Raw genomic sequence first — 26,889 nt, forward strand, 5'->3', positions numbered from 1 at the left:
GCCCGTCCAAAAAGGACGGGCGGGACGCCCATCCCACAATAACAATTAAAATTGTAAGTTATTTAATTCGCGATCCTTACTGAGCAAGGCTATATCTTGTCTACAAATCAAATAGGATTGCTATATCAAACTATAGCAATCCAGAAAATTTAGCAATTAGATGAATTTGACATCTAACTAAAGGTAGATTGATTTTATATTAATTTAAAAAAATTACCGCGTTCGCAGCACAAAAATTTAGCCATCCAAAAACTCATCAGCCATTTCTAATTGCGAGATTGCATAGCGGGCGACAGCCAAACTAACTCTGGCTTGTTCTATTTCCGACAATTGGGCCCAAGGTCTTGTAGTAGCCATGACTAATTCCCCCCCTTCCGAATCAACATCTCGCATGGCATAAGCCAAAGGACGTGCCAACACCTGCAAATCTTCCTCAGCCCACTGAGGCAAAATATCTAAGACGCACTCTACCATTTGGTCAGCTAAAGATTGATACTTAACAGTGGCGTTTTGCACGCTTTGAGCGATGCTGGCCAGAAAATCTTGAGGAACGCGAGCAAATTTCTCGCGCAAAGACTTGTGCAGAGCAGTGGTCAGCCAAACTTGTTCTAATTGCAAAAATAAAACTTGCGACTTCAGGGCAATATCGCTGTCGCTGAAGGAATCAGATAGCGCAAATTCCTGCTCTAGGCCAGCTAAATAAGATTCGGATTCAAGCTGTGCAGGATTCCAGGGATAAGCAACATCAGTCTGAACAATTGTGGCGAGAAGTTCCATCTGGGCTTGAGTTTGTGAGTCGCGAAAATATTCAGAATCAGTAGATTGGGTAGCCATGATGTAATACCTAGGTGGGAAAAGGAAAAGACAGAAGGGGGACTGTGCCAAGAGCTAGTTGCGAGCTATCAGTGGTGAGTAACTCTTTTAAATTCAGACTGGACACTCAACGCCCAGAACTTTGCTGTGCCAGTAGCCGCTTGCCTTCATTAGCTACACCCGCACCTTAATTCGTTCCGCAATCAGTCTCACTGTACCCCGAAGTTTTAGGAACCTCAATAGTGAACTCAAAAATCTGACCTTGAGAACTGCCAAATTTTAGCTGAGTCCCGCTGCGTAGCAGAAATTCTTGGTGGTGAACTCTCTGCCATCCCTCAGATCCCAAAACTAGAGTCCCGTAGCGAGAAAAATCGCGCAGGAAGTAGCTAGCTTCTTCCCGGCTATCTCCGATAGTGTTGCGGCAGAAAATCTCGGCGTGTTTTTGAGAAACCCACTGTTCTCGAATCACTACGTCATTTTCTTCCCAGCGTCCGACTCGAACCATACCTGCGCGAATCGGCCAAACCTGATTAATCGATTCGGTGGATTTGGCATTTGGTCGATCGCGCCCCCGCAAATAAGCACAAGACGGCAACCGTCCCAACCAAGTAGAAGAATTTAAAGGCAACTCAGTTTTGAGGTCATCTACCGGCTCAGTTAGCTGACCGTCAAACTCAGGGTGCATATACAGCACAGGCAGCGTCCAAGCCGGTTGATTGAACTTGTAGAGCGTTAGTAACTGCTGTCTGGCGACGGCGACTGCCCGATCGATCGACATCCGTCCGGCCAAAGCTTGGGCAAAAGTTTGGATAAAACTCCGGGCCTCGCGATCGGCGATCGAGTCCCGCATCCCCAACACTGCAGGCACCCCGTGATGAATCAGTACCTCAGCCAAACTGCTGCGGGCGATTGCCTGTTGCTGACCGTTAGTTGAGTGCAGCCTCTCCACCGCCGGCTGAGCTCCCCAGCAGGCATTAAACACCGCCAGAGTCACGCGGCACCGAACTAAAACCTGAGCCAGTTCAGTCCCATTAATTGCCGTTTCCGGCCCCAAAAACAGCAAACCGCCGTCGGGGCCCGGTATCCCGTGGCCGGCGTAAAACAGAATGTTGTAAGCTTGCGTTTCCAGCCGAGAAATGAGTTCCGCCGGGGTAGGTTCGATCAGAGTATCGACGCGAGTCGGAACGCTGATGTCAAAATATTTGTCACTGTCGTCGGTTTGAAAAGCACTTTCCAGAACGCCAGCTAAGGCGAGTGCTTCTTCTCCCAACTGCAAATGACCGTTATTACTCTTGGAAAATTGAGAATTAGCACCGCCGCCGGTTTCTGCTTGTCCCAAAACTAGCAAAATGTTGAGCGACTCCGCAGGCTGCAGGGGTGGCAAAGGTTCAACATTGCTGGTAGTTCGGCTGAACAGCAGTTGCTGCGACAGAGAAATTGCCGGTTGACCGGCTTGAGGCTGCATAATTTCCCAAGGTAAAGCAATTAAATACGGTTCGCGCAAGTCTACGCGCACTCGGAGGGGTAGATTTTGCCCGATCGCGATACCTTTACTTTCCTGGAGACTACCCTGAATCGGCCCTTCAAACAGCCACTGCCAAAGATTAATCCCCAAATGCTGCATCAGGCGACTGCTGTAGCTTGCCGGTGGCCGAGGCGGATGCAGATCCCCCTTGTTGCCCCACCCCCGTTGACCGAGGTGGAGCGGCACAGAGGGCGTCGCTGGAGCGAGGTCTAGCGACTGAGGGCTTCGTTGTTCAGTTTCTGCCAGTATATTCTGGTTGTTTTCTGGCGAGACGAAACTGCCATCAGGATTTAGGGGCAATTCGTGAATTGTCCCGGAGGGCGAAAACATTTCCTGCCAAGCTTTCCAAGATTGGGAGAGGGTATCGGGCCACATACAGTCGTGGTGAACGTACCCGCTGGGATAAGGAGCTTGTAGAACCCAAGTGGCAAAATGGTTTGCCCCAGCGGTTCTCAGGCGAGCGATCGCTATACTGAGGCAAGGACTTTCAGGGCGCGCCATTCACAACTACCGACTCTGGATATAGGGTTGAATTGAGTTTCTCTATTTGTAGTTTATCGGGTTTGGGGTGCGATCGAGTGCGTGAGATTGCTTTGGCAGTTTTTACTTTTACTTAGTGCCCAAAAAATTATCTATATTAGGTAAATCTACCCAAGTTCCCGTAGCATTCGACTCCTGGGTCAAATCCATCAACAACTGCGAGTAAACCCCTTCCCTCAGCGACGGTATCAACGATTCGCCCGCATCTATTGCCTCTACCCACCTATCTACTACTCGAATAAACGCTGCAATCCTCCCGTCTGGATATACTTGAGGAAACTCCAATCTTTGAGGAATTTTGATTTCAGCTAAAGGTTCTCCACCTTGGGAACCCCACAAGCGAAAGCCGTGGACGTAATCTTGCTGGTTGTCGCTTCCTAACACCAACGTACCCTTACTCCCGTATATTTCCACCCAGTGTCCCCGCCCTTGATAAGTAACAGAACTCAAACAAACTTGACAAGGCGTTCCCCCGGCTAATTCCAACATCAACGTGCACGAATCATCTGCATCAACTAATTTTAATTTTCCCGAATCATTCGGATCGGGCCGCCGCGAAATTCCTGTAATCAATTGCCCAGAGAGCCTTTGGGGCGGGCCGAACAGCCAGCTAATATAATCAAAAACGTGAGAACCAGTCGCGCCCAAAACTCCGCCCCCTCGATCTTTTTGCGCGTACCAATTCCAAGGGCGACTCGCATCAGCGCGGCTCGAAACCAGCCAATCAATCTTAATTAAACGCTTTTCTCCCACATATTCTGCTGCCAATAATTCTGCTAGCATTTGCCATGCGGGGATGAAGCGAAACTCAAAGTCCATTGTGGCAATTGCTCTGGAACCACCATTTTTAAAATCGGTTGGAGATTCGTTGTTTGCCAATCGGTAAAGTTCCCTGGCTTCATTTGCTGTCAGGGCTGTGGGTTTTTCTAATAATAAATGCTTGCCTGCTTCCAAGACGGTTTTTGCCATTTCATAATGCAAAAATGGCGGCGTGGAAATGCTGACGCCCGCCACTTCTGGGATAGCTACTATATCGGCGATCGAGTCGCAAGCGTAGGGGATATTGTGGGTAGAGGCGATCGCCTTTGCTTTGTCTAAATTCCGGTGGTAAACAGCCACAACCTCTGTCCGGTGATGGGCCTGGAATCCGGGAAGGTGTACTTTTTGACCGAAACCGGTACCGACTACTGCAACGCCAATTTTTGACATAATTTAATAATTGTTAATTGTTAACTGTTGACTGTTGACTGTTGACTGTTGGCTGTTGGCTGTTGATAGTTGGCTTTTGGTAGTTGGTAGTTGGTAGTTGTTAGTTGTTATTTGTTATTTTTTAGCTGCGACCAATAACTAATGACCAATAACTCATAACTCATAACTCATAACTCATAACTAATGACTAATGACTAATGACTAATGACTACTGACTAATGACTACTGACTACTGACTCACTACCCATTCAATTACTTGTTTGCCCAAACTAACCCCGTCAAACAAGTCAATTTCTCTGATCCCTGTAGGGCTGGTGACATTAACTTCTGTCAGATAACCGCCAATGATATCAATGCCGACAAAGTACAGTCCGTCCCGTTGCAGCACGGGTTCTAACTGAGTGCAAATTTCCAGTTCGCGATCGGTAATTTCTGTTTTTGCGACTCGGCCGCCGACGGCCATGTTGCCGCGAAATTCATTGCCGGTGGGAATGCGGTTGATAGCACCGATGGGCTTGCCGTTCAACAATATAATCCGTTTATCTCCCTCTTTTGCTTCCGGCAGATAAGTCTGAACCATCACTGGAATTTGCCCTTGTTGAGTGCTAATTTCGACCAGGGAGTTGAGATTGCGATCGCCCGCTTCCAAAAACAAAATCCCCTCGCCAGCTTTGCCACCCAAGGGTTTAAGAACTGCTGCTCCTTTTTTCTCAACAAATTGCCGAATTACCTGCTTGTTTTGAGAAACAATTGTCTCAGGAATCGCTCCCTCAAATTGCAAAGCATACATCTTTTCATTCGCCGCCCGCAATCCTTTGGGACTGTTAACTACCAAAGTTTTAGCCGGATCGATGCCGTCTAGAAGGTAAGTAGCGTAGAGGTAAGGAATGTTGACTGGGGGATCTGTCCGCATAAATACTGCGTCCATTGCTTCCAGAGGCTGCAAAGTAGGCTGTTCTACCTCGTACCAAGCCTCAGCCGCCTCCCAGCGTCCATCTACCACTTTTACTGGGGTGAGGGCTACCCGACTTAGCATTGCCCAAGTTTTGCCGCCGATGACGCTTAATTCGTTGGCTTGAGTTGCCCAGACTTCGTGACCCAACTCTTGAGCGGCTTCCATCAGCGCTACGCTGGTATCGTGTCCTGGAATTAGTCGCGCGAGGGGATCGATGATGAATGCAAATTTCATTGTCAATTAAAATTAAGAATTGGTCACAGGAAAATTTGGGCTAACGGAAAATTCGACAGGGAATGCCTCATTTTGCTGCTAGCAGCGGATCTAGCAGGCCTTGAGTATCGAGTTTGTGGATTTCGTCGCAGCCACCTATGTGTTGGTCGTTAATGAATATCTGGGGCAGGGTGCGGCCTCCGTTGGCTCGATCGCTCATTTGAGCCCGTGCTGCTTCATCTCCGTCGATCGCGTACTCTGTAAAATCAATCCCTTTTCGTTTCAGCAGTGCTTTAGCACGAATGCAAAACGGGCAGGTTCTCCAAGTGTAAATTTCTACTTTAGGGGTCATGGGACGCTCAAACAATAACAATATTTTTTAATTGTAATCTTAACCATAGTGCGGACTGTTTTTAGTTCCTAGGCTGAAACCCTGGATTTTTCGTTGGTAGCCAACTTGCCTTGGAGCCTTGAAACCCTTATTCTACGGTTGCCTATAAAAAACTGTCCGAAGGATTGATCTTAACCAATCTTATTTTAATTTTTATATTTTAATTTTTATTATATATAGCAACATGTAGCAACCTTATCTTTTACACCGGAGGTTATTCACTGCTGAAACCCTTGCCGGGAAGTGCATTTGCCTTCTTCTTTTTTTTTACCCTGACTGAAGTCGCTATCGCTTTCTTCCTTCAACATCCGGCTCTATTTGCAGCGCACAACCGAAGCGAGGTGTCAAGTTATTTTTTATACAATTTTTTATTTTTTATATAAATTTAAGTAAACAAATACCCATGCTTAAAAAAACGGAGACATTGTAAAGGCAAACAGGTTGGTCATCAGCCTGCCTAGCGCTGCGGACCAACCTGCTTGTTTCGCTTTCTGCACGAACAGATCATTCCTGCACCTGTTAGTAGGACTGCGATCGCAGTACCCGGTTCAGGAATAGAAGTTGAGCTTCTCGAAGGTGTGATGTATATTTGGGACAAACTCCCCTCGGTCGCTAATTGCGGGTCGGATGTCGTTGCTGTTGATGTCTGGCTGGAGGCACAGGCAGTAGAATAATTTCCCGGACCGCAGACATCTACTGCTGCTGCCGGAGGGGCGGCAGCTAGATAGTAAAACGCTGTTGCCATTGTGGCAGAGAGTCCAATTGCTAGTTTTGCCAGTGGCGTACACATAACTATTTAGTTAAACAGTGGTAAAATCGAAAAATAGAAATAGTCCTAGAGATTAGCGCTGTACGACGGGCAAGGATTTTAGAGTTCTTACAATAAATGGATGTATTCTCTCGCGGACGCCTGTAAAAGATAGTATAGCGCTTGAGATGAGTGCCCAAACACTTTAATAATATTATTCTCTTTCACCTTGACATTCCGTACCGTGGTTGGACCAGAGTGAAGCAACATCTTTTTGCAACCTCTGAAGCAACAGCCTTTACAGCCATTAACAAAGAGTCTTTTTACCTTGACCGCGGTCTCGGGCAATTATTTATTTAACCGAGCGCAAAATAGAGATGCTGTATTGTACTTTGCAATGCACAATCTGACTACTCTTTTATAATCTCATAGTTCGACTAGATCTGTCCTCAGTATATGTACGTATATTCCCCGATGTCAACTATTCAAAAGGAATATTTAAGTATTTACCGAGGGTAGAGGACGTATTGAATGAGCTGAACAAGTCTGTCGCGGAGAGTTTCCATCCCAAGACCTTTGGCGGCCGAAATAAATACTGCTTGAGGAAATTCTTCTCGGGCGAGGGCGAGAGTCTCTCCATCTACGGCATCGATTTTGTTAAAGACTACAAGGGCTGGGCCGGGAGTTACGGGCATATCTGTCAAAATATTCATGACCGATCGAATTTGGCTCTGCCACGCGGGATGGGAGAGATCGACGAGGTGCAGCAAAGCATCGGCGTCAGTGACTTCTTCCAGGGTAGCCCGGAAAGCGTCTATCAAGGCGGGGGGCAGTTCGCGAATAAAGCCCACTGTATCTGTGAGGACGATCGACAGGGGTTCCCTGGTGACAGTGCCGGGAATGGTCAACCGCCGAGTTGTAGGGTCGAGGGTGGCAAATAACTGGTCTGCGGCATAGACTTCGGAATTTGTGAGCAGGTTGAGCAGAGTCGATTTACCCGCGTTGGTGTAGCCCACGATCGCCACTGAGGGTACATCGTGATGATGGCGGTTCTGCCGCAGCCGGAAGCGGTGCGCCAGCAGTTGATTTACTTCTTGCTGCAACCGAGAAATGCGTTTGGCGATCGTCCGCCGTTCGGTTTCTAGCTTGGTTTCCCCTGGGCCTCTGGTACCGATGCCGCCACCCTGTCTCGACATTGCCTGACCGCGACCTCTGAGCCGGGGCAGGGCGTACTCTAGCTGAGCGAGTTCGACTTGCAATTTACCCTCGCTCGATCGAGCTCTTTGGGCAAAAATGTCGAGAATTACCTCTGTTCGATCGACGACGCGGATACCTATCTGAGTTTCCAAGTTCCGTATTTGTGCCGGCGACAGGTCGCGATCGAATACAACGAGGTTAGCGCTAACCGTCTGAGCTGTGAGGGAGATTTCCTGAACTTTGCCTTCGCCGACGACTGTCTGCGGATTGGGGCGCGATCGTTTTTGGCGCACGGTTTGCAGAACCTGACCCCCGGCGCTTTCAACCAGCCGCGTGATTTCTGCCAGGCCGTCCTCAAACTCCAACTGAGTCATGTGCTGAGTCATTACACCTACCAACAGCACTTTGTCTTGGTCTGCATCGACCTGCTTAGCGACAAACTCTGCTTGAAAGTCTGCTTCGAGTCCTTCCACCAAATCCAGAAAGTCTTGGTCGGCGAGCTCGTCCAAATTCAGCGGTTCTGATATTTTCCAGGGAAAGTGTGGAGTTTGAATTAGTGACTTGGGAATTGAAGGCTCTTCTATTTCATCAGTTGCATCTGGTTCTAACTGAGCGCTCAAAACAGAGAACTCAAAATTTGGCTGGTTTCCCTGGGGTATCAGGTGAGCGAGATAAGTTTCTTGGATGTAACCAGTCGCACCGCCCCCGCGGCGCTGAAATCCTCCGCCGGTCAGTGTCAGCCAAACCAGGGCGTCGAGGCGCTGAATTGCCATTGCTGTGAGGGCTGCTTCGCTTGGGGTTTCTGGCTTCAGGTGGGTGGCGATGCAGCGAATGCCGCTGAGGCGACCTCCCCCGTAGCGGGGCAGTTCTAAGGGCGCAATCTGCGTTTGCCGCGGTGTACCCACGCCGACGCGAATTACTTGTCCGCGGCGGTTGATGTAGGTGCAGATTGGTTTGTCTATTTCCGTGCTGATGGCGGCGACGCGCTGGGCGAATTCTGCAGTGGTGATGCGATCGCCCGGTAGTCGCTGGTGGTAAAGCTTTTCGAGTTGCTTGAGCTGGCTGGACTTTAAACCTTGAAGATGGCCGTAGATGGTTTCGATAACTGTTTCTCCCGATCGATCTGTTTATCTCCTATTTTAGTTAACTCAAGGGCGATCGTGTTCTGGTTTTAAGTTCCAATTTACTAAATTTTCTTGCCTCTATCAGAGCGCGGATTCAGTATTGTCGAGTCACCAGCGCCGTCGTTTGTCGCTACGGGGCGATGGAGCCTTTCACAGCGGCCCTCTCAACTTGCAGTTGTATTTAGTATTTACAGATACAGGCGATCGCTGAAAAAACTCGCGCAACAAAAGTTAACACTTTATTTTTTGTTTCAAAATCCTCCTTTAGACTTGTGTGTATCTTGAGCCTAGAGACAGATAGCAAAGCAGAAATTAGGTCGCTACCATGAGAAGCGAACATTGTTAAGGAATGTAAAAACATGGAAACTCGTCCTACTAACCTGCCTCCTACGGCTAATGCTTACAACGGCAAAGATCGGAATGCCTTCTTGTTTGGCTTCAACCCGCAAGCAGAACTTTGGAACGGTCGCTTAGCGATGATCGGTTTCTTAGCTTATTTGCTTTGGGATGCCGCTGGATATAGTGTTCTACGTGACATACTTCACTTTCTGCCTACCTACATTGCTCACTAATGACGAGCAGTCTTTCCTGTCTGGCAGCGTGACTAAATGCCGCCACTGCCAGACAGGCTAAAAGTTACAAATGGCAGCGACTATGGTTGTGTCCCTTTGTATCTTTCGTTACTTTTGAATGGCATTAAAAGACTTCTTGCTGTGATTCCATAATTACGGGTGGGGGCGCTGTCGCTGGCGCGGTGAATATTGATACCAACAGATATTTATTGCGTAAAGGCGATCGCCCCTGCTGTATTTTTGGCAAGAAATATCATCGAGCATTTCTGAATAGTTTATGAAAAATAGGAGCATCAACAATGATTAACTCAAATTTACTGGCAGTAGTAGCCTCAACAGTGACTGACACAGCATCAGGAAATTGGCAAAAGCCTCTGGTGATGTTTGTTTGCAATATCTTAGCATTGCTAGTTCTCAGCCGCCGAATTTGGTATCCCCACGTCGGGCCGAAAATGCCTTTGCCCTTCCCGTCTTTGTTCAACAATGTTAGCGTACCAGCATTTCTGGCTTGCATGAGCGCCGGTCATTTGCTGGGAACATTCCTGATTTTGACCCTCAACATCGACAAGTATTCTTAGGAGAAATTGCCTCGCTTTTGGGGTGATTTTTTGCTGCAATTGGTTTGTTAAAAGGCGGAGAAAAAATGGCAGGGGTAAGTGAAAAGCACTCACCCCTAATTTTAATTTTATATAGGGAGTGGCACAGAAATCGGTTGTTTTACCATCCACATTAGATCAGCTTACTATGCTTAAACCCTTCAAATTCGGCTGCAAAGCCCTCACCTTGGGGAGCCGCACACATTAACCCAACTTGAACGATTGGTGACTCAGTTAGATATGCCAGTCGCATCATTGAATAGTCTGACCCATTCAACGAGTATTGCACTTCCACCGTTTCAGCTCGGCGCTTTACCCGCAGCCACAGGGAAACAGGCGGCACTTCAAGTGGCATAACAGACCAATCCGAATAGTCTCGTGTCACAACCGCACTCACGTTTTGCACTCCCTCAACAAACTCAATACCGCACTTAAGCCAGATATTTTCGCTCTCTCTAATCATCAATCCTGCTTGATCGTAGAGCGATCGATAGCAACCAGTAATTTTGACTTCGGCTGTAAAGTCGCCTGAGACTTGACGGTAGTAAAAGTTGCCGTTATCGCGAATGAATCCGTAATGAGTTTGCCGCCAAAAGTCAGTCTTTGCGCCTGCGGTAATGTGGATAACATCGTTATCCTCATGCCATTGTAAAGGTTCGTTATACCATTGCATTGTTTCCATCTCCTGCTAACTTCCTCCAATTCCGTGCAGTACCAAATCCGCCAAAAAATGAGATAACATAGCGTATTCTAATCCCCAACGCCAGTAAAGAAAACCAAAGGGAATCCCTAACAGGGCATTCAGTGTAATGGTGCGGAGAATGACGATCGGGGTTAATGCCCAGACATTGGCAGCCGCAGGCAAATGACCCACACCAAACAGAATCGCCGCCGCCACAATTGCCAGCCAAAAAATCCATGTAGAGGGTTGCGGTTTGTCTCGCTCAAAAATCTTCCAAAGTAGCCACGCCATCAATGTCATACCGAACAGTCGCAGCAAGAGTTCTTCGGTGATGCCTCCGTAGAAGGAAGCTAATATGCGTTTCCAGAGAGCAATTTCTAGCGTTGTTGGAGTTGCCATTGGCGGCATCCAAGGTTGGAAAGCTAAACTCAATCCAATCAGGACGATTCCACCGATGCAGCCTACAATTAGCGCCGTGTTAAGGGCAGATTTAGATATTGGCGCGAAAGGCTGTCGATATACCAAAGCACGAGCTATGGGCGTATCAAGTCCGATCGAGTTACCGAGGTGAAGCCCAATCCAACAAAGGAGAATTAGAAAAATTCCGGTTTGCAGGGCGGAGGCGATCGCCAAAACAGGTAGCGGTGCAGGCAATTGACTTACTGCCGGATTGAGAGACAGCGCATAAGGGAACACCGCCAAGCTTCCCAAACTACCCAGAAACGCCCAGAACAATGCCAATCGGAAGTAATGATTTTTTGCAGTGTTAGCAGACATAATTTTTGAGAAAAAAACGCATCAATTACACTAAATCAGTCTTGAGTATTTGAAACATTAAAGCTCGATCGCATTTATGCAACTTGTCTCAGACGGAATATAGCCTCGGCTAAGGTGCTACAAAAGCTGGGAATGACGCAGGAAGGTAGCCAAAAACAGCGTGTTTTTCACCGAGGGCAGTTTGAAGAGCTCGAACTTTACAGTTTAGTCAAGGATCACAAGTGTTGAGTCTTGTTATAAAACTTTACTTCATTGCCGCTATTCCTCCTACACCCCCTAAATTTATCCGGTAAAAATCAGTTTTTCTTTCCCAGTTTGAGGATAGTGCTTATCTAGTAGATTTTTCTGTGGGCGACGTATGATTTATTATCTTAGCATTTCATATTTACCAAAGTTGCTGTGCAAAGCTTCAAGACGCTTGGCTTCGGCTGCTTGATTGAGCAAATAAGTTTCAATTTCTTGGGTGTTGGCATGATAGTAGGTGAGTGCGGCGTAGACTTGGGCGAGGGTGAGATGAGAAATGCGATCGCAAATCTCTTCAGCATTCAATCCTCGCTTGTACCAGGTTACAATCCGGCGAACGGTAACGCCTTTACCGAGGATGTGGGGACATCCACCATGCAGTCCGGGAGGGCGTGCAATGAGCGTACCAATGTCAATAGATATTACTGCGGTGATAAATTTTAGAATTTTAACTATACTCATAGTAGATGAAAACCCTATAGAGGCGCACTGGTTATGAACTGGAAAGCACACATTCACTCAAATCCTAAAATGCTGCTTGGCAAGCCTGTAATTAAGGGGACACGAATATCAGTGGAGTTCGTTCTAGGGCTATTTTCAGAAGGTTGGACGCAGCAACAAATTCTATAAAATTACCCAACGCTTAATGCTGAATCTCTACAAGCTGTATTTGCTTTCGCGGCGGAGTGCCTCAAAGTAGACGTATTTTACACGCCTTTACTGTTTGCTGAGGCAAGTTAATGCGGTTTCTGGCAAATGAAAATTTTCCACCCAGTGACTTAACCATTTCGACAGATGAAACTACCCAACGGAGATAAGGCACTGCTTGGCGACAAGCTTGAGCGATACTCACTAAATATGCAACATCCCAAGGGAAAAGACAAAGCCATCCTGTTTAGAAATCGATTGGGAATCACACTAGAAAACAAAGCTATTTTAGAAGTCGCTCTACTAGAATGTGCGGTCAATCAGGAGGCGGAAATTTACAAAACAGACAATTATGGAACCCAGTATGATATCAAATTTTTCATGACTACCGAAATAGGAAGCTCTTGGGTGCTGTCATGTTGGATGATTCGCACCGATGAAGACTTTCCCAGATTAACTAATACCTATCCTGTCAATAAGTGAGGATACTATAATGACGTTACACGAATATGATGTTGTTGCCTTGACCGCAGAAATTCAGGCCATCCATAAAGAAACCTCTGGGCCGATTTTGCTCCGGGCCGGACAAGTTGGCACTATTCTCATGAGCTTTGACGATCGCGCTTATCTAGTAGATTTTGCCGATGCTCAAGGCAATACCTATGCAATGGAAACCGTTCCCTCAGAAAAACTCATGCAACTCGTTTATGAGCCACTTCCTGCCTACGCCTAGCCTACAAATAATACTTTATAGAGTATTGAGTTGGAAGTGGCGATCGAGGAATTATTTCGCGGTGTGAGTTTGGGGCGATAAATGAAGTAAGCTATAGACAAAGGTTTCAAACAATTTTAACCAATGCCAGCATCCGTTGCTTATCTGTTTAACAGAATCACAGTGAACCCAAGACAATGTGGCGATCGTCCCTGCATCCGGGGAATGCGGATTCGAGTCATCGATATCCTAGAGTTGCTAGCTGCTGGTTTGAGTTTTGAACAAATTATCGAAGAATTGCCAGACTTGGAAGTTGACGATCTCAAAGCTGCGCTTCTCTATGCACTCCGCAAACTCGATCGTCCGGTTTTAGCCACATGACTATTTGGTTGAATTCTCATCGCTCGCCAGCAATTGATGTGTGGATTACTGGCTACCTTTGGTGAAATACATCAGCGATCTGCGGTATTTTTCTCTTCTATTGGGTATTGTACCGCAACTGCGATACAATTATAAGTTCGACTGCTAGATTTTCGTAAACTCGTAATCAGTTGATATATTTCGGGAATGTCTGAAAAAACTCTGCTAAGTGAAATTGTTCATTGTCCCCATGCACGAGAGTGTCAAGAAGATCTTTCTGTTGAAAATCCATGTCGTAAAATTGTTGACTCTCAAAATGCAATTGGGTTAGAAAAATTTCAAGTGCCTGAACCTTGGAGTGGACAGATAGAGCAAGCACCCATTCTCTTCCTGAGTTCAAATCCATCAATTGGCTCTGATGAAGATTACCCAACTTGGGATTGGTCATGTAGCGAAGTACACGATTATTTCAATTACCGTTTTGGAGGAGGACGTAAGCACTGGATCATTGATGGTACAAAATCCTTGCTAAAAGACGGGAAATATAGTCGCTCTACTCGATTTTGGGCAGCGGTTAGACAACGTGCGATTGAGCTACTTCAACGGAACGTTAGTCCAGGCATTGATTATGCGCTTACCGAGATAGTGCATTGTAAGTCTCGTGCCGAAACTGGTGTAGAAGAATCACAGGAGCAATGTGTGGAAGCCTACTTGTTGAGAGTTTTAGAACTAGCAAGAGCAAAAGTGATAGTGGTACTGGGGGCACGCGCAAAGCAAGTGATTCAAAGCCAATTCAATATCTCTACAGAAAATTCAATATCCGAGTTCGTTGAGATAGGGAATCGTGAAAGATTTTTTGCTTTTCTCCCCCATCCAAATGCTCGGACTCACCGTTCTTTTGCTAAGTGTTTACAGGGTGATGAACTTGAAAAGTTACGCGCTTTTTTGCGGTAGCATCAAAATACGGCAAGAGATGCGCGCACTCGAACAACGCCAATGCACCCCACCGTCGAAATCCTGTCGGTGGCAGTCTGAGGTAATTTGCGGCGGGTGATTGGCAACGTTAGACCGCTAAATCTGAGTTGGGTAGTGGCTTGAATGTATCTATCAAATTCCAACCCAAAGGTGAATGTCATGCAAGCTAAACTTCAAGAACAACTTTCTCCTGATGCCGAAGTTATTTTGGGACGTTTGCCAGAACGAATTAAAGCTGCTCTAATTGCGCGTGCTGCGAAAATTGAATATCCGATCGCAGCAACGATCGCCATTTCGATCGCCAGTTTTCTCGACACAGAAGCATTTCGATCGCCAGTTTTCTCGACACAGAAGCATTAGGTTTCGTAGATTGCAAACCAGGACGCGGGCAGTAAAATCGAGAAGTCCCAGGCGATGAAGTTCGAGATAAGGTGAAAGCCCGATCGCTAAAATGATGAATAGATGTTGCTGCCAAGATAACCATGACCACCATCACCCTCAACCTCTCTCCCGAACTCGAACACCAGATCCGCACTGAAGCATCTCGACAGGGCGTGGAACCCGATCGCTACATCCTCAACGCCCTGCAAGAACGCCTCCAGCCTAGACTTCCAATTACCCAACCTACTGAAGCCGACTTGCTGCAACAAATTAACATTGGCTTTAGTGCACAAACCTGGGAAGAATACCATGCCCTCATCGCCAAGCGTCATGCCGAAACCCTGACTCCCGAAGAACACAAGCAACTGATCCAAATGAGCGATCGCCTTGAAAAACTCAACGTTACCCGCATTCAAGCCTTAATTCAACTCGCAACCTTCCGCAACCAACCTCTGACAGATCTGATGCAAACCCTTGGCATCCATCCTCAACCCGATATCGTTGATTATGTCTGAATCCCGCCTCACACAGCAGCAACGACAATTCATTAAACAACGCGCCAATGGTTGCTGCGAGTATTGTCTCAGTCAAGCTAAATTCTCTCCAGATCCCTTCTCGATTGAACACATTATCCCTCGCTCCAAAGGTGGCACCAGTGATTTGGATAATCTGGCGATCGCTTGTCAAGGATGCAACAATTTCAAATACAGTCATAGTGAGGCGATCGACCCTATTACAGGTAGCTCTGTCCCACTTTATCATCCTCGACAGGATAACTGGAGCGAACACTTTACTTGGAGCAGCGATTCGACTCAAATGTTGGGTTTAACACCGACTGGACGCGCTACCATCGATCGGCTGCAACTCAACCGAGAAGGAGTAGTCAATCTTCGAGGAGTCCTGCATTCTATCGCTCTACATCCACCTCACAATGATTCGTAATTGAATATCCGATCGCAGCGGTGATCGAAATGGCGATCGCCAGTTTTCTCGACACAGAATCGTTAGGTTTCGTAGATTGCAAACCAGGACGCGGGCAGTAAAACGGAGAAGCGGAGGTTTTGTCAATTGATGGGCGATCGCTATTATTTTAACTTGACTGAGATTCTCAGAAACCGGGTTTTTGACCAAATCTGCGGGCAGCAACGAAATATCTTCCGCAAAAACCCGGTTTCTGAACCCCCAAATTAATTCGACTGAATTTGCGAATTCAAAACCTTAGAAATACGATCGCGCGTTTCCTCCAAATGAGCCCGCGTATAAGCATCAGCATTCCTATCCAAATTCCTAATACTCTTGCTCAAACCTTCCCGCAACTGCCGCAACTCGTACCAAGCCAAACTCCGCGCATCCTCTGGAACATTCGTTTTTCGCAGCACCATTCCGATCAAAATCGCCAAATGTTCCCGCTGCAAAGAACGCCTAAAAGTTGAAATTTGCATCTTCTTTTCCGGCTGCAAAACCTCTTGCCAGATATCCTTTTGCACAGTATTCAACACTTCCGGCAACCTCAAAGCAGTTTCCGGCGCCGATTTTAACTCGGCATCCCGCAGCCTCGCCAAGCGCATCGGAGATAGCAAAACCCGCAATACAAACCGCTGCAAAAAAGTAATTCGATCGCCGATCGGGTAATCTAGAGGAAACACCAAAGCCGGACTTCCCCAGTGCTCCCAGCGCGAAGGCGCCAATTTATTCAGCAATTCCGGCGCAAAACTAAACGCATCCGGGGCAAAAACGTACTTCTCCAATGTTGCTAAAGCTTCTCGCTGCTGAGAAAGTTCGATCGGCACAAACGGCAACTTCGCATTAGTATCTCCAGGGCGAATCCGACTAAACGACTGTCCCCCCACATACAAAGTAGCATTCATCACTTGGTTGACATAATATCCGAACACCGAATCAAACATCACCCGCAGTTCGTTATAACCGTCTTCCCCAACCGGAATTCGCTTTTCTAAACGCTTCCACATCGCCCTCCCATTATCCAATTGCCATTGCGAATACTTCAGCATATTGGCGCTGAGATCGAAGGTATTTGCAGCCGGATCGAGAATATCCACAGAATCCTCATCCGGCGCGTAAGCTAATTGGGATTCGGCACCGCGACTGGCAATTTGTTGCAGCGTTGGTAAGTCGCTGTTCGGGTCCCGGCCACCAATCACCTTGTAACCATACTCGATCGCCCAATCGTCATAGGGCCCTACAATCGTTGGAAAATAGTCGCCCTGCACAGTTCCCTGGGGTGCCAAATTAATCGGCACATAATCCATCACCGACGCTACCAAACCTTGCGTGCGAGTTACCTGAGTATTGTTCAAATCCTCCGGTTGCAGCATCGTACTCCCGTGAAAATTGTGCCTCAAACCGAGAGTGTGACCGACTTCGTGAGCAGTCAAAAATCGGATATATTCATTCACATAATTGTCAATCGTCCCACTGCTAGGGGCTGCATTTTCCAACAGATCCATCGACATTGCCCCCATCGCAAACTGGCGACTCGATTCCAACCCAAAACACATATCCGAACTCGACATCAACCGCGATAAAGGCGAGCGCTTCTGCTCTTGGTATCTTTCTACCAAAGTCGGCAAATCATCAGCAATTCCACCTTGAGCATTTTCCCCGCTGCTTTTTCCTAAATCCCCATTTTCTAGCACATTCAAATAGCGAGAATACATCCCGAACTGACAGGGATTGGTATTAGAACCGTTTCGCCCTTGAAAGCTCTTAGATAGCGATCTATTTTGTTCCACCAAAGACCGATAACCCTGTTTGATTTCCCGGACAACATTAGCATCCAACAGAATGTCAGCATCCAAAATTTCCCCCGTCAGCGGGTTAGTACGAGACGGCCCGATGCCGGCAAACTGAGGCTCAAAAGAACTCGACCAGCGGATAGTATTGTAGCGAACGTCAGCCGGATCCCATTTAGCATTGTCCGGCATTTGTTTGACCTGAATTGCCTCAGTAAAACCTGCCTTTTCAAAAGCTTTGTTCCACGCCAAAACGCCCTCATGAATTGCGTTTCGGTATTCGGTAGGCACATTATTTTCAATCCAAAAGACGATCGGCTGTACCGGCGGCGACATCGGCGCTGTCGGGATTTGCTTTTGCAAATGCCAGCGATTGATATAGCGCACAAAAGGCTCCCGGCTGCTCTTGTCAGAAAAGTCCTTATATGCTGTGAGAAAATAGCCCACTCGCTCGTCCGCAAGTCTGGGCCGGTAGCCGTTATTTAGCGGCACTTCCGAGAAACTGTAGTGAATGCGGAGGTTAAAAGCCCGACTGTCAGGAATCGAAGGTAAATAGTTAAGCTCACTGTCATTATCGCTAGAAAAACCATAGACAGAAGCAATCTCCACATTCAGCGGAAACGCTTTAACATCTTTAAAAGAAGACTTGTCTGCATCGATCGAGTAAGAAGAACCCAAAAGCATCGGCAAAATCGCTTTTACCCCTGGTAAATCGCGTTTTTCGCTCATCAGCAAATCGCCTAAATCGATCAGCAGAGTTTGTCTTTGCGGATCAATGCTTTTGAGAGGCAAAGAATAGAGAATCGAGTCGCTAAATCCCCGTGCTACCGAACCTGCTTGCGGGTCGCCCGGACTTGTGCGAAAATTTACATTTGGGATCACAAACTGCACGTTATTTTGGACGCGCCGCAGTTGAAACAAGAAATCGCCGATCGGCATTCCGCTCAAAATGCCTGCTTCCCCCAAACCCGATGCCAATGTCACAAAGCACAGGAACTTTTTGTCGAGTTGTTGCGGTTTAATTTCCAGATATACTTTATCAGTTGCTTGATTGCGGTAAAGAGTAAATAGTCCCTCTAACTTTTTCGCGTCTTTGACAACCTCTTCAAATGGTGCCAGACTTTGCTGTTCGCTACTTTGTTCGTTGCTGGGCGGCCCAGATGATAAAGCTACAGGTAAGAAGAAACCTTTATACAAACTGAAACAGAAAAATGCTAAAGATAATATAAAAAATATCAAAGGCAGATTTTTTCTCGGAATTTTTATCTGTTGATTTTTGCTATTTTCAGGAAATATCAATCTTTTCATTTTCAGTATCCAGCCGCAGGAAAGAATAGTTTTGAGATAGTCACGCCACACTCGCAACGTTCGCATCATTTAACTTCTAAAATAACTCACAACTCAAAATTCAAAACTATTGTTTCGCTGGCCAGGGAATCATGGGATCTTGAGCCAAACGCTTAGAAACTGCAACAGCACCGTAACGGTTGAGGTGGCTGGGGTCGGAAAAAGATTCTCGCGCCTGGGGCCACAATAAACTCTTATCTAGGAAAATTAGTCCGCTTTGAGCTGATAATTCTTGCATATATTGCCGGAATTCTTGTTCGTAACCTGTCCGCACCGGGTCTAAATAATCTTCAGTCAGAGGCATATTTACAAACACGAGATTGATGTTGCGAACCTTGGTAAATTCGATCAGATTTTTGAGTGCTAGAGCTTGTTCGCCTACCAATTTAAAATTTTGATAGTCGGAGTCGTAATAACCAGATACTTTGGGGTGCTTCTGAAAGTAAGTTTCGGGATTGAAGCGTATATCGATCGGCAAAAAGCCATTTGGTTGATACTCGCTAACTGGTTTACTCGCAGCAGTGGGCTGAACGTTTTCAGTTGTTTGTTCACCCAGGGCTGCGGTTTGGGGGCTGTCGGTGGCAACAGGGCCTAATGAGGGATTAACGATCGATCGCAAAAACCCTTTAAGTCGATCGCGTTTTTTGTAAGTTGCAGAACCCTCAACCAACTTTTGACTCACCAATTGCTGAACATTAGCTTGAGCTTCTCCCAAATTGTTCACCAATTCAGTCGCAGTCGCCACCGGATTGTTGGCGCTTTCCTTCGATGTTTCGGATTCTAATTGATTGGTGCGGATCAGAAAACTACCCCGGCTCAATTGCCTGTAACCTTCCGAAGAAGCGATCGCACTAAAAGTCAAATCCGGCCGCCCGCTGTTGAGAGCCCTCGCCCCGTCAGCCAACACCAGCAATTTCGGCAGTTGTTGTGGCGGCAAAATCCGGCGGATGAGCGAATCTACAACTTGGAGAGTAGCTCCATTAACCCCAAAATTGTAAGCCCTCAGCCCCGGATAGCCCGAAGCTGCCAAAGCGGTTTCCAAAACCGCCGGGTCGATACCGCGCAGAGCCCTCGAACTACCGACAATTAAAATGTCCGGCGGTTTTTTGTGCAGGTGGATATACTCTTGATAGCGCGCTATTTGGTCGTCAAGCTGCTCGCTCCTCAAAGTCGGGAACACCGGAGGAGCAGAAACATCAGCTACAGGAACGCTAGTATTGCCCGGTTTCGTAAACCCAGAGCCATTAAAAGCTTCTTCCCGGTTGGCTTCCGGCGACGGCTGCAACGGAGTTTGAGGCAAATTCACCTCCTCAGCAGGGGGAACTGGTTTCGGGGTTGCCTTCGGAAGTGCGGCTGTAACATCGTCCACAGCCTTGGGGGATGAATTTTGACAATTTGGGCCGCTGCAAACTTCGGAAGCGCTAGGAGCTTGACTGACCGTCGCAGATTGCAGAAATTGACCGAGGAGCCAATCGGTATTGAAAGCCAGCAGACAGCCGGCGATCGCCCAAATCAAAGCCATTCGCGCCGCGCGATCGGCTCTCACGCCCCCGGGCGCAGCAGCATTCGTTGATAAACCATCATTGGGAACAAACAAACCCGAAGCGACAAGCGGTTGCACCGCAGCTTGAACTAATTGCTCGCCCAGATTGTATCCGGGGAGCCTGATTTTGAAGCGGGGCCGCCAGGAGTTGGGCGCCGGAGCATCGAACACCAAATTGTCGCCCAAACCCGAAAAACTCCCATCCTCTGCCGGCGCAAACTCCGGCACCGGTTCCTTTTCCAACACAGCCACTTGCGAGGGAACCGGTGCAGGTGCCGCTGATTCCTCGTCAACAACCGTTCTGAGGTCGATTGCGTAGCGCCACAGGGGCAGTTTCTGGCCGGCGCGACGTCCGTAGACTCGCACCCCTGCCACTCCCGGAATTTGTAAGTGCCGCAAAAATTTCGCCACCGGCGGGCCTACCTTCGACTGAGAAGGGCAAGTCAGAGCTTCTGTCATGACGTGCAGCACGTTGCCTTTTTGCAGCACGACAGCCCGAATCCCTCCTGTTTCCAGCTTGCGCCTGAGATTGGGGTTGAGCAACCTGTTCAATAAAAAAGTCAAAGCCAATTGGTCGCCATCGATCGCCAGCGTTCTAGCGTTTGCCGCCAAGTCGGGGTGGTGGGCGGCAGGCAAGTCCACCCAGTCTATCCACACCGGGGACTCCGGCGCCGCCTGAGAGTCCTTGGCTGGTTCTACGCCGTAGATCGTAGCTGCGCGGATGCCTTGGGGCGCAAATGAGGCTAACAAAGGGGCGATCGCCTCGGTGGTTTGCTGCTTGTCTGGGTATTCTTGCCGTTTAGGCTTTTGTCCTTTTTTGGCAGTTTTGCTGCAAAACAGGTGGAGGGTTGCTTCTTTGAGGGTTGCCCGCACTTCGACTCTCGATGCTGCCAAGTGTTGATTTAGCAGTTTGGCGATCGACTGTACGTCTCCCCACCTGGCCCATTCCTTGAGAATTTTGTCCGGCGAAGTCAAATCCACCCGCAGCAGCCAGTCCGGTTTCGCTTCGCCGCTGACTTGGCTGGCTATCACTGCTTCCCGGAAATCCTCTAGTTGCAGTTTCCGTAGCCTGCCGGCGATGGGTTCTGCCAGCAATGAGGGGTCGGGGCTGTAAGCTGACTCGCACAGCACCAGCAGTCGGCGTTCCTTGGGCTTGATATTTTCCGGCCCATTGACCGGCAGGGTTTCTCCGCTGCTTTTGAGTTCTTTTTCGCGAATGCTGACTTTCACCGAAACTCCCATCGGGCCGAGGATTTCGCTGAGATAGCTGGCGATCGCATCTGGATAGCCCCGGCGCGCCAAAGTTTCCGGCGAAACCGTCAATGTTCCATCAGGATCGCCCTCGCCTGAGCCAGCTTCGGGGGATTGAATCAAAGCCACCGCGCCACGGTTCGCTTTCTGCTGAGGGGGAACGGCGGAACCGACAACTTCCCGCATCGCAGCAGCCGAAGTGTCGATCGTCACGGGGGAAGTTTCAAAAGCTTCTGGGTATTGAATGCGGGAGGCGATGGGCAGACTTTCGGCGTCAAAATCCAGTTCTTCCCGTACTTGCGGCGGGTGGGCTGCTGTTTCTATCGGTTTTGGTGTCTGTTTGAGTTTCTGGTTGTCATTCTTAAATTTGCCGAAAAATCCGCCTCTTTTAGGGCTTGCTGGCGGTTCGTCGGGGGAACTCGCTGGCGGCGGCACTTCGGCAACTTTTGGTTCCGGTTGCTGTGGCTGTTGCTGTTGCTGTCGCTTGGGACTGCTGCAATCGAGCCGGACTGTCCAGTCATTTTGTCGGGAACCTATTTTGCGGCCGCACAGAAACAACTGGTAAATTTTAGGTCGATCGGGCAGCAATCGCGTTAAATCAGTGTGTTCGAGGGCGTTGGTAAATCTCGCCGTCACCAATTCTTGAGACGGACACTGCGCTGCTTCGCACAAAATGTGCAGATGATTTCCCCGCAAACGCGCTTGTACTTGAACTTCGGGAAGCCCTAAAGCTTCTTGCGCCCACTGCGAGGCGCTTGATGGATTGTCTGCCAATATGCTCCCGTTCGCATTTAACATGAAACTCTAAATTTTGCCAAAGCTGGTTTTGTTTTCTAGAAATAGCACAGTTACAGATTTTACGGACAATTATTGGATTTGCCGAGCCTAACCGTTTTGTCTGGTTTAAGCCATGCTGGACTTAGAGTCTTGCCTTGTATCCCCTCGGCTTCGAGCCGTTGGGGAATATTTTTTTGATAATACCTCGACATTTTGGCACAGATAAGTCCAAATTAAGCCAAGCCACAAGTTATTCGTCACCGGATTTGATCTCAGAAGTTATTAGTCAGAAAGCAGCGGTCAAGATCATTATTTGGCTTGTAAACTGAGGATTATGGATTGACACAGGAGGAATTTATGCCGTCGGAAAACCAAGACTTGCTCAAAACTCAAACACCTGAGAGTCCAAAGTTGCCAGTTCCCTCAGATATTTTGTTGAGCTTGGTCGCTTTACCCATGCTGGGCGGGTTGGTGGCGGCTAAAGCTGCTGCTGAGTTTGTTGCGTCGATCGGCGTTGAAAGCGAAGAAGTCTTTCGGGGTTCGCGCCTTCCCGTACTCAACTTTCCTCAATCACAGGATTAGAAAGCCCAAGGAAGGATGCTGCTAGAAGTTAAATTTTGTGACCCCGCCCAACAACGCATACCAGCCCGCGACTCCTGTCTTGGAGAGATAAAAATTTTCGACCCTAGTTTAACTTCCCAGATTCATCTTGGGAGTAAATCTAAAATCGTTCGACTGAGCGCGACTCGACGCTCGCGCTAAGACGTTCGTCTCACGCCGATCGTCTAAAATCTCAAACTCCAAGTTAACTGACCTGAAAGCTTGACAAGAAGTACAATCCGTGCTGTGAGAATTGGTCTTTCCTTATACTTTGTACATAAGTGCCTTCTACTTTCTACGTTGCAATAAGTTGTCTCAAATTTGACTGCAAACAAAAGTGTTTTAGGCGAAACTAAACCATACAATTTTCTTGACACCCGCAGCTATTGAGGAACAGCCCGATGAGTTCAGTCCTCCAGTCTTCAGAACAGGCTATTGATACAACATCTATTTCCCATTCTCCCGCTTACTCAAAATCAGACCTGTTTCTGCGAAATCGCCTCAAAGTTGTAGAGGACTTGTGGGAATCGGTGCTGCGACAGGAGTGCGGGCAGGAATTGGTGGATTTGCTCCAACAAATGCGATCGGTCAATTCCGCCGAGGGACAGGCCACTCACTTTCGCGAGTCGAATGTCGTACAGCTAATCGAAAAGCTCGACCTCAACGCCGCCATCCGCGCCGCTAGGGCTTTTGCACTGTATTTTCAGTTGATCAACATTGTCGAACAGCACTACGAACAGCGAGACCAACAGCTAGCTTACGCTAGCAGCAACGATGCTGGTGGGCGGATGTTTTCTAAGCTGCCAGGACAAGCAACTGATGCCCCCGATCGCCCACGCCACCGGGAAGGCCCAGTCCCAGCCCAAATGGCTTTGAGCAAGGCAGACAGCAACGAGATGATCACTCGTGATGCCGGCACTTTTCACCAACTGTTCCCGATGCTGCTGCGCTTGAACGTGCCCAGCCAGCAAATCCAACGCTTGATCGATCAGTTAGACATCCGCTTGGTATTCACCGCTCACCCGACGGAAATTGTTCGCCACACGATCCGCACCAAACAGCGACGAATGGCGAAGATTCTCCAACAGCTAGACCAAGTTGACGAGAAATTTCAGGTACTTGGGGCCGACTCTCAAAGCCCCTACCCGGTGTCTTGCTGGGAAGCAGCCGCTCTCCAAGAGCAACTGATGGAAGAAATTCGCCTATGGTGGCGCACTGACGAACTGCACCAGTTCAAGCCGACTGTGCTTGACGAGGTGGAGTACACTCTCCACTACTTCGATGAAGTGCTGTTTGATGCGATTCCCGAACTCTACCACCGCTTAAAGCAAGCTCTGCACGCTTCTTACCCTTATCTGAAACCGCCTAGTTACAATTTTTGCAAGTTCGGTTCTTGGGTGGGTTCGGACAGGGACGGCAATCCTTCTGTGACTCCGAAAGTTACTTGGCAAACCGCTTGCTATCAGCGCCATTTGGTGCTGTGTAAGTACATCAACGCCGTGAAGCGGCTGAACGAACTTTTGAGTTTGTCGCTGCACTGGAGTGACGTGCTGCCGGAATTGCTCGAATCTCTCGATCGCGACAAATCGGAATTTCCGGATGTTTACGAGCAGTGGGCAATCCGCTACCGGCAAGAACCTTATCGGTTGAAGCTGGCCTACGTGCAGCAGCGACTGGAAAATACGCGCGATCGTAATTGGCGGCTCTACAAAGGTGACGAGTTGCAGCGGGAACGCGAAGCTTTGTCGGAAAATCCCGGAATGACCGGCCTTTATCGATCGGGTACTGAGTTTTTGACCGAGTTGCAGCTCATCGAGCGCAATTTAGTGGAAACAGGTTTGAGCTGTCGGGACTTGGAAAATCTGCTGTGCCAAGTAGAAATTTACGGATTTAATTTGGCTTACCTTGATATCCGCCAAGAGTCAACAGTACACTCCGACGCTTTGAGCGAAATTGCTGAATACTTGCAAATTTTGCCCAAGCCGTACAATCAAATGTCGGAATGCGATCGAATTATTTGGCTCGCAACGGAACTGCAAACTCGTCGCCCTTTAATTCCAGCAGAATTGCCTTTTTCTCCCAAAACTTGCGAGACTATTAATACCTTCCGAATATTGCGGCAAATGCAGCAGGAGTTTGGCCCGGAAATTTGCGAAACTTATGTCATTAGCATGAGCCACGATGTCAGCGATTTACTAGCAGTTTTGCTGTTAGCAAAAGAAGCAGGACTTTACGATCCAGCGACAGGAATTAGCAGTATTCAAGTAGTTCCTCTGTTTGAAACAGTGGAAGATTTGAAAAAAGCGCCGGAAGTTATGCAGCAAATATTTGATTTACCCCTTTATCGCGCCTTGCTAGCAGGAGGATACGCGCAGGAACTAGCGGTAAAAAACGCAGAAAATCTCAAATGCCCAATCGAAATTCTCAAATTGCAAGAGGTGATGCTGGGATATTCCGACAGCAATAAAGATTCGGGTTTCCTCAGCAGCAATTGGGAAATACACAAAGCTCAAAAGGCTTTGCAAATGGTGGCAGAAAAACACGGTGTAGAGTTGCGGATTTTTCACGGCCGAGGCGGTTCAGTAGGGCGCGGCGGCGGGCCTGCTTACAAGGCAATTTTGGCTCAGCCTGGAAAGAGTATTAGTGGGCGAATTAAGATTACTGAACAAGGCGAGGTTTTGGCTTCTAAATATTCTTTGCCGGAGTTGGCGCTTTACAATTTGGAAACAGTGGCGGCGGCGGTAATTCAAGCTAGTTTGCTGCACACTGGTTTTGATGGCATCGACCCTTGGAATGAGATTATGGAGGAGTTGTCGGCGAGATCGCGATCGCACTACCGCCATTTAATCTACGAACAGCCGGATTTAGTTGATTTCTTTCACCAAGTTACCCCGATTCAAGAAATCAGCCAGTTGCAAATTAGTTCTCGTCCGGCCCGGCGCGGGGGCAAAAAAGACATCAGCGGTTTGCGAGCAATTCCGTGGGTGTTTAGCTGGACTCAAAGCCGCTTTTTGCTGCCTTCTTGGTACGGTGTCGGCACAGCTTTGCAAGAGTTTTTGCTGGAGGAACCGGAAGAACACATGAAGCTTTTGCAGTATTTCTACTTAAAATGGCCATTTTTTAGAATGGTAATTTCTAAAGTGGAAATGACTTTATCTAAGGTGGATTTGCAGATTGCAGAACACTACGTGCAGGAGTTAGCTTTGCCTGCTGACAAGGAGCGTTTTAAGGCTTTATTTGATCAAATTGCTGCCGAATTTCACTTGATTCGCGATTTGGTTTTAACGATTACCGGACACCAACGTTTGTTGGACGAAGATCCATCGCTGCAGCGATCGGTGCAGTTGCGAAATGCGACGATTGTGCCTTTGGGTTTGTTGCAGGTTTCGCTGCTGAAACGCTTGCGGCAGCATGGTAGTGGCGGGGTTCCGGGGGTGATTCACTCGCGTTACAGCAAGGGTGAATTGTTGCGGGGAGCTCTGCTGACGATTAATGGAATTGCTGCGGGGATGCGGAATACGGGCTAGGCAAATAGTTTTGAGTTGTGAATTAGTGGTGAGGTGCGCGATGGAGCACCTTGCTACTGGTAGTTTCCGAATTCGCGCGCCCATTGTAGTCACAGCCATAGGAAACTGTTCCCTATCCTAGCTGAGATTTTTTTATGTCTAAACGCAAACAGTCTGAAGGTTGTCGCCCGATGCTGCGGCGCACTTTTTTATTTTTAACGGGCATAGCTTTGGCGCGGGTGGCGGCTGACTATTTTGCGATCGCCCAAAACCGAGAGAGTTTCTTAACTCTCGCAGGTCAACTGTGGCAAAAGTCACTCGCTTTTTTATCAAGTATACAATCAAATCAAACTCCTCAACCTCTGCCCAGCAATTCCAGGGCTATTTCATTCTAGTGTAAGGCCTGATAGAATAACAGATTAATCTCACTGAGGGTTCAGGTCAAAATGTC

The 26,889-nt window shown here is 48.0% G+C and carries 26 protein-coding genes and 1 pseudogene; 14 read left to right on the forward strand and 13 right to left on the reverse strand.

The window, feature by feature from the left end:
• Nucleotides 1-237 precede the first annotated feature (237 nt).
• From Q5691_RS23170 to hflX, 7 genes are all read right to left on the reverse strand, one after another.
• Complete coding sequence (locus Q5691_RS23170; protein WP_333347325.1) at nucleotides 238-834, reverse strand: hypothetical protein; 597 nt, start codon at nucleotides 832-834, stop codon at nucleotides 238-240.
• Nucleotides 835-1,000: 166 nt separating this feature from the next.
• Nucleotides 1,001-2,839: a CHAT domain-containing protein gene (locus tag Q5691_RS23175; RefSeq protein ID WP_333347327.1), complete on the reverse strand. Its 1,839-nt coding sequence runs from the start codon at nucleotides 2,837-2,839 to the stop codon at nucleotides 1,001-1,003.
• A gap of 108 nt (nucleotides 2,840-2,947) precedes the next feature.
• On the reverse strand, nucleotides 2,948-4,087 hold the full coding sequence (locus tag Q5691_RS23180) for a Gfo/Idh/MocA family oxidoreductase (RefSeq protein ID WP_333212384.1): 1,140 nt from the start codon (nucleotides 4,085-4,087) through the stop codon (nucleotides 2,948-2,950).
• A gap of 229 nt (nucleotides 4,088-4,316) precedes the next feature.
• Nucleotides 4,317-5,276: a glutathione synthase gene (gene gshB, locus Q5691_RS23185; RefSeq protein ID WP_333347330.1), complete on the reverse strand. Its 960-nt coding sequence runs from the start codon at nucleotides 5,274-5,276 to the stop codon at nucleotides 4,317-4,319.
• Nucleotides 5,277-5,343: 67 nt separating this feature from the next.
• A complete protein-coding gene (gene grxC, locus Q5691_RS23190; RefSeq protein ID WP_333212381.1) occupies nucleotides 5,344-5,607 on the reverse strand; it encodes a glutaredoxin 3 in 264 nt (87 codons plus the stop codon).
• A gap of 496 nt (nucleotides 5,608-6,103) precedes the next feature.
• Nucleotides 6,104-6,436 carry a PEP-CTERM sorting domain-containing protein gene (locus Q5691_RS23195; RefSeq protein WP_333212379.1) on the reverse strand — a complete coding sequence of 111 codons (333 nt, stop codon included), beginning with the start codon at nucleotides 6,434-6,436 and terminating at the stop codon, nucleotides 6,104-6,106.
• Between the two features lie 464 nt (nucleotides 6,437-6,900).
• The gene (gene hflX, locus Q5691_RS23200; RefSeq protein WP_333212377.1) at nucleotides 6,901-8,496 is read right to left on the reverse strand and encodes a GTPase HflX; all 1,596 of its coding nucleotides are present in this window, start codon (nucleotides 8,494-8,496) and stop codon (nucleotides 6,901-6,903) included.
• 578 nt (nucleotides 8,497-9,074) lie between these two features.
• On the opposite strand from hflX, the gene Q5691_RS23205 reads away from it, so the two are divergent.
• Both Q5691_RS23205 and Q5691_RS23210 read left to right on the forward strand, forming a co-directional pair.
• On the forward strand, nucleotides 9,075-9,287 hold the full coding sequence (locus Q5691_RS23205) for a chlorophyll a/b-binding protein (protein ID WP_006634547.1): 213 nt from the start codon (nucleotides 9,075-9,077) through the stop codon (nucleotides 9,285-9,287).
• Nucleotides 9,288-9,586: 299 nt separating this feature from the next.
• Nucleotides 9,587-9,865, forward strand: coding sequence for a Photosystem I reaction center subunit PsaK (locus Q5691_RS23210; RefSeq protein WP_333212376.1), 279 nt, complete (start codon nucleotides 9,587-9,589; stop codon nucleotides 9,863-9,865).
• A gap of 151 nt (nucleotides 9,866-10,016) precedes the next feature.
• Here the strand turns inward: Q5691_RS23210 and Q5691_RS23215 are convergent, their stop codons facing one another.
• Both Q5691_RS23215 and Q5691_RS23220 read right to left on the reverse strand, forming a co-directional pair.
• Entirely contained in the window at nucleotides 10,017-10,565 is a 549-nt protein-coding gene (locus tag Q5691_RS23215; RefSeq protein WP_333308814.1) for a DUF1349 domain-containing protein, read from the reverse strand.
• Nucleotides 10,566-10,571: 6 nt separating this feature from the next.
• Nucleotides 10,572-11,342, reverse strand: a complete 771-nt coding sequence (locus Q5691_RS23220) for a CPBP family intramembrane glutamic endopeptidase (protein WP_333212373.1) — start codon at nucleotides 11,340-11,342, stop codon at nucleotides 10,572-10,574.
• A 60-nt stretch (nucleotides 11,343-11,402) separates the two neighbouring features.
• Between Q5691_RS23220 and Q5691_RS27790 the strand changes: the two are divergent.
• Nucleotides 11,403-11,570, forward strand: a pseudogene (locus Q5691_RS27790) (GNAT family N-acetyltransferase); the annotation flags it as partial.
• Between the two features lie 138 nt (nucleotides 11,571-11,708).
• Here Q5691_RS27790 and Q5691_RS23225 read toward each other — a convergent pair.
• Nucleotides 11,709-12,047, reverse strand: coding sequence for a DUF433 domain-containing protein (locus tag Q5691_RS23225; protein WP_333212371.1), 339 nt, complete (start codon nucleotides 12,045-12,047; stop codon nucleotides 11,709-11,711).
• A gap of 33 nt (nucleotides 12,048-12,080) precedes the next feature.
• On the opposite strand from Q5691_RS23225, the gene Q5691_RS23230 reads away from it, so the two are divergent.
• The 5 genes from Q5691_RS23230 (at nucleotide 12,081) to Q5691_RS23250 (ending at nucleotide 14,259) form a co-directional block, all read left to right on the forward strand.
• Nucleotides 12,081-12,215 (forward strand): DUF433 domain-containing protein, encoded by a 135-nt coding sequence (locus tag Q5691_RS23230; protein WP_333212370.1) that lies wholly within the window; start codon nucleotides 12,081-12,083, stop codon nucleotides 12,213-12,215.
• A gap of 165 nt (nucleotides 12,216-12,380) precedes the next feature.
• Complete coding sequence (locus Q5691_RS23235) at nucleotides 12,381-12,716, forward strand: DUF6883 domain-containing protein (RefSeq protein WP_333212368.1); 336 nt, start codon at nucleotides 12,381-12,383, stop codon at nucleotides 12,714-12,716.
• Between the two features lie 10 nt (nucleotides 12,717-12,726).
• Nucleotides 12,727-12,966: a DUF4926 domain-containing protein gene (locus Q5691_RS23240; protein WP_333212366.1), complete on the forward strand. Its 240-nt coding sequence runs from the start codon at nucleotides 12,727-12,729 to the stop codon at nucleotides 12,964-12,966.
• A gap of 123 nt (nucleotides 12,967-13,089) precedes the next feature.
• Nucleotides 13,090-13,326, forward strand: a complete 237-nt coding sequence (locus tag Q5691_RS23245) for a DUF433 domain-containing protein (protein WP_333308817.1) — start codon at nucleotides 13,090-13,092, stop codon at nucleotides 13,324-13,326.
• A 186-nt stretch (nucleotides 13,327-13,512) separates the two neighbouring features.
• Nucleotides 13,513-14,259, forward strand: a complete 747-nt coding sequence (locus Q5691_RS23250; protein ID WP_333212362.1) for a uracil-DNA glycosylase family protein — start codon at nucleotides 13,513-13,515, stop codon at nucleotides 14,257-14,259.
• Nucleotides 14,260-14,261: 2 nt separating this feature from the next.
• Here the strand turns inward: Q5691_RS23250 and Q5691_RS23255 are convergent, their stop codons facing one another.
• Nucleotides 14,262-14,441, reverse strand: a complete 180-nt coding sequence (locus Q5691_RS23255; protein WP_333212360.1) for a hypothetical protein — start codon at nucleotides 14,439-14,441, stop codon at nucleotides 14,262-14,264.
• On the opposite strand from Q5691_RS23255, the gene Q5691_RS23260 reads away from it, so the two are divergent.
• The 3 genes from Q5691_RS23260 (at nucleotide 14,440) to Q5691_RS23270 (ending at nucleotide 15,603) form a co-directional block, all read left to right on the forward strand.
• Complete coding sequence (locus tag Q5691_RS23260; protein WP_333212358.1) at nucleotides 14,440-14,640, forward strand: hypothetical protein; 201 nt, start codon at nucleotides 14,440-14,442, stop codon at nucleotides 14,638-14,640. The genes Q5691_RS23255 and Q5691_RS23260 overlap by 2 nt on opposite strands.
• A gap of 122 nt (nucleotides 14,641-14,762) precedes the next feature.
• Entirely contained in the window at nucleotides 14,763-15,176 is a 414-nt protein-coding gene (locus Q5691_RS23265) for a hypothetical protein (protein ID WP_333212356.1), read from the forward strand.
• Entirely contained in the window at nucleotides 15,169-15,603 is a 435-nt protein-coding gene (locus Q5691_RS23270; RefSeq protein WP_333212353.1) for an HNH endonuclease, read from the forward strand. Before Q5691_RS23265 ends, Q5691_RS23270 begins: the two co-directional genes overlap by 8 nt.
• Nucleotides 15,604-15,848: 245 nt before the next feature.
• On the opposite strand, the gene Q5691_RS23275 is transcribed toward Q5691_RS23270, so the two are convergent.
• Both Q5691_RS23275 and Q5691_RS23280 read right to left on the reverse strand, forming a co-directional pair.
• Nucleotides 15,849-18,722 (reverse strand): zinc-dependent metalloprotease, encoded by a 2,874-nt coding sequence (locus Q5691_RS23275; RefSeq protein ID WP_445304757.1) that lies wholly within the window; start codon nucleotides 18,720-18,722, stop codon nucleotides 15,849-15,851.
• 106 nt (nucleotides 18,723-18,828) lie between these two features.
• Nucleotides 18,829-22,353 carry a hypothetical protein gene (locus tag Q5691_RS23280; protein ID WP_333347335.1) on the reverse strand — a complete coding sequence of 1,175 codons (3,525 nt, stop codon included), beginning with the start codon at nucleotides 22,351-22,353 and terminating at the stop codon, nucleotides 18,829-18,831.
• 336 nt (nucleotides 22,354-22,689) lie between these two features.
• Between Q5691_RS23280 and Q5691_RS23285 the strand changes: the two genes are divergently transcribed.
• The 3 genes from Q5691_RS23285 (at nucleotide 22,690) to Q5691_RS23295 (ending at nucleotide 26,833) form a co-directional block, all read left to right on the forward strand.
• On the forward strand, nucleotides 22,690-22,914 hold the full coding sequence (locus tag Q5691_RS23285; RefSeq protein ID WP_333347338.1) for a hypothetical protein: 225 nt from the start codon (nucleotides 22,690-22,692) through the stop codon (nucleotides 22,912-22,914).
• Nucleotides 22,915-23,333: 419 nt separating this feature from the next.
• Entirely contained in the window at nucleotides 23,334-26,459 is a 3,126-nt protein-coding gene (gene ppc, locus Q5691_RS23290) for a phosphoenolpyruvate carboxylase (RefSeq protein ID WP_333308823.1), read from the forward strand.
• A 134-nt stretch (nucleotides 26,460-26,593) separates the two neighbouring features.
• Entirely contained in the window at nucleotides 26,594-26,833 is a 240-nt protein-coding gene (locus Q5691_RS23295) for a hypothetical protein (protein ID WP_333347340.1), read from the forward strand.
• Nucleotides 26,834-26,889 lie beyond the last annotated feature (56 nt).

This window comes from Microcoleus sp. w1-18aA5, from assembly GCF_036701705.1.
In the GTDB taxonomy this organism is placed as follows: Bacteria; Cyanobacteriota; Cyanobacteriia; order Cyanobacteriales; family Microcoleaceae; genus Microcoleus.

What these genes read in the sequence shown, in the direction of transcription:
- Q5691_RS23170 (WP_333347325.1), bottom strand. Translation starts at nt 834, where the DNA reads ATGGCTACCCAATCTACTGATTCTGAATATTTTCGCGACTCACAAACT.
- ppc (WP_333308823.1), top strand. Translation starts at nt 23,334, where the DNA reads ATGAGTTCAGTCCTCCAGTCTTCAGAACAGGCTATTGATACAACATCT.
- Q5691_RS23280 (WP_333347335.1), bottom strand. Translation starts at nt 22,353, where the DNA reads ATGTTAAATGCGAACGGGAGCATATTGGCAGACAATCCATCAAGCGCC.
- Q5691_RS23220 (WP_333212373.1), bottom strand. Translation starts at nt 11,342, where the DNA reads ATGTCTGCTAACACTGCAAAAAATCATTACTTCCGATTGGCATTGTTC.
- Q5691_RS23245 (WP_333308817.1), top strand. Translation starts at nt 13,090, where the DNA reads ATGCCAGCATCCGTTGCTTATCTGTTTAACAGAATCACAGTGAACCCA.
- Q5691_RS23240 (WP_333212366.1), top strand. Translation starts at nt 12,727, where the DNA reads ATGACGTTACACGAATATGATGTTGTTGCCTTGACCGCAGAAATTCAG.
- Q5691_RS23270 (WP_333212353.1), top strand. Translation starts at nt 15,169, where the DNA reads ATGTCTGAATCCCGCCTCACACAGCAGCAACGACAATTCATTAAACAA.
- Q5691_RS23230 (WP_333212370.1), top strand. Translation starts at nt 12,081, where the DNA reads ATGAACTGGAAAGCACACATTCACTCAAATCCTAAAATGCTGCTTGGC.
- Q5691_RS23180 (WP_333212384.1), bottom strand. Translation starts at nt 4,087, where the DNA reads ATGTCAAAAATTGGCGTTGCAGTAGTCGGTACCGGTTTCGGTCAAAAA.
- Q5691_RS23250 (WP_333212362.1), top strand. Translation starts at nt 13,513, where the DNA reads ATGTCTGAAAAAACTCTGCTAAGTGAAATTGTTCATTGTCCCCATGCA.
- Q5691_RS23175 (WP_333347327.1), bottom strand. Translation starts at nt 2,839, where the DNA reads ATGGCGCGCCCTGAAAGTCCTTGCCTCAGTATAGCGATCGCTCGCCTG.
- Q5691_RS23215 (WP_333308814.1), bottom strand. Translation starts at nt 10,565, where the DNA reads ATGGAAACAATGCAATGGTATAACGAACCTTTACAATGGCATGAGGAT.
- grxC (WP_333212381.1), bottom strand. Translation starts at nt 5,607, where the DNA reads ATGACCCCTAAAGTAGAAATTTACACTTGGAGAACCTGCCCGTTTTGC.
- Q5691_RS23210 (WP_333212376.1), top strand. Translation starts at nt 9,587, where the DNA reads ATGATTAACTCAAATTTACTGGCAGTAGTAGCCTCAACAGTGACTGAC.
- Q5691_RS23265 (WP_333212356.1), top strand. Translation starts at nt 14,763, where the DNA reads ATGACCACCATCACCCTCAACCTCTCTCCCGAACTCGAACACCAGATC.
- Q5691_RS23255 (WP_333212360.1), bottom strand. Translation starts at nt 14,441, where the DNA reads ATGACATTCACCTTTGGGTTGGAATTTGATAGATACATTCAAGCCACT.
- Q5691_RS23225 (WP_333212371.1), bottom strand. Translation starts at nt 12,047, where the DNA reads ATGAGTATAGTTAAAATTCTAAAATTTATCACCGCAGTAATATCTATT.
- Q5691_RS23260 (WP_333212358.1), top strand. Translation starts at nt 14,440, where the DNA reads ATGCAAGCTAAACTTCAAGAACAACTTTCTCCTGATGCCGAAGTTATT.
- Q5691_RS23275 (WP_445304757.1), bottom strand. Translation starts at nt 18,722, where the DNA reads ATGAAAAGATTGATATTTCCTGAAAATAGCAAAAATCAACAGATAAAA.
- Q5691_RS23295 (WP_333347340.1), top strand. Translation starts at nt 26,594, where the DNA reads ATGTCTAAACGCAAACAGTCTGAAGGTTGTCGCCCGATGCTGCGGCGC.
- Q5691_RS23205 (WP_006634547.1), top strand. Translation starts at nt 9,075, where the DNA reads ATGGAAACTCGTCCTACTAACCTGCCTCCTACGGCTAATGCTTACAAC.
- gshB (WP_333347330.1), bottom strand. Translation starts at nt 5,276, where the DNA reads ATGAAATTTGCATTCATCATCGATCCCCTCGCGCGACTAATTCCAGGA.
- Q5691_RS23235 (WP_333212368.1), top strand. Translation starts at nt 12,381, where the DNA reads ATGAAACTACCCAACGGAGATAAGGCACTGCTTGGCGACAAGCTTGAG.
- Q5691_RS23285 (WP_333347338.1), top strand. Translation starts at nt 22,690, where the DNA reads ATGCCGTCGGAAAACCAAGACTTGCTCAAAACTCAAACACCTGAGAGT.
- Q5691_RS23195 (WP_333212379.1), bottom strand. Translation starts at nt 6,436, where the DNA reads ATGTGTACGCCACTGGCAAAACTAGCAATTGGACTCTCTGCCACAATG.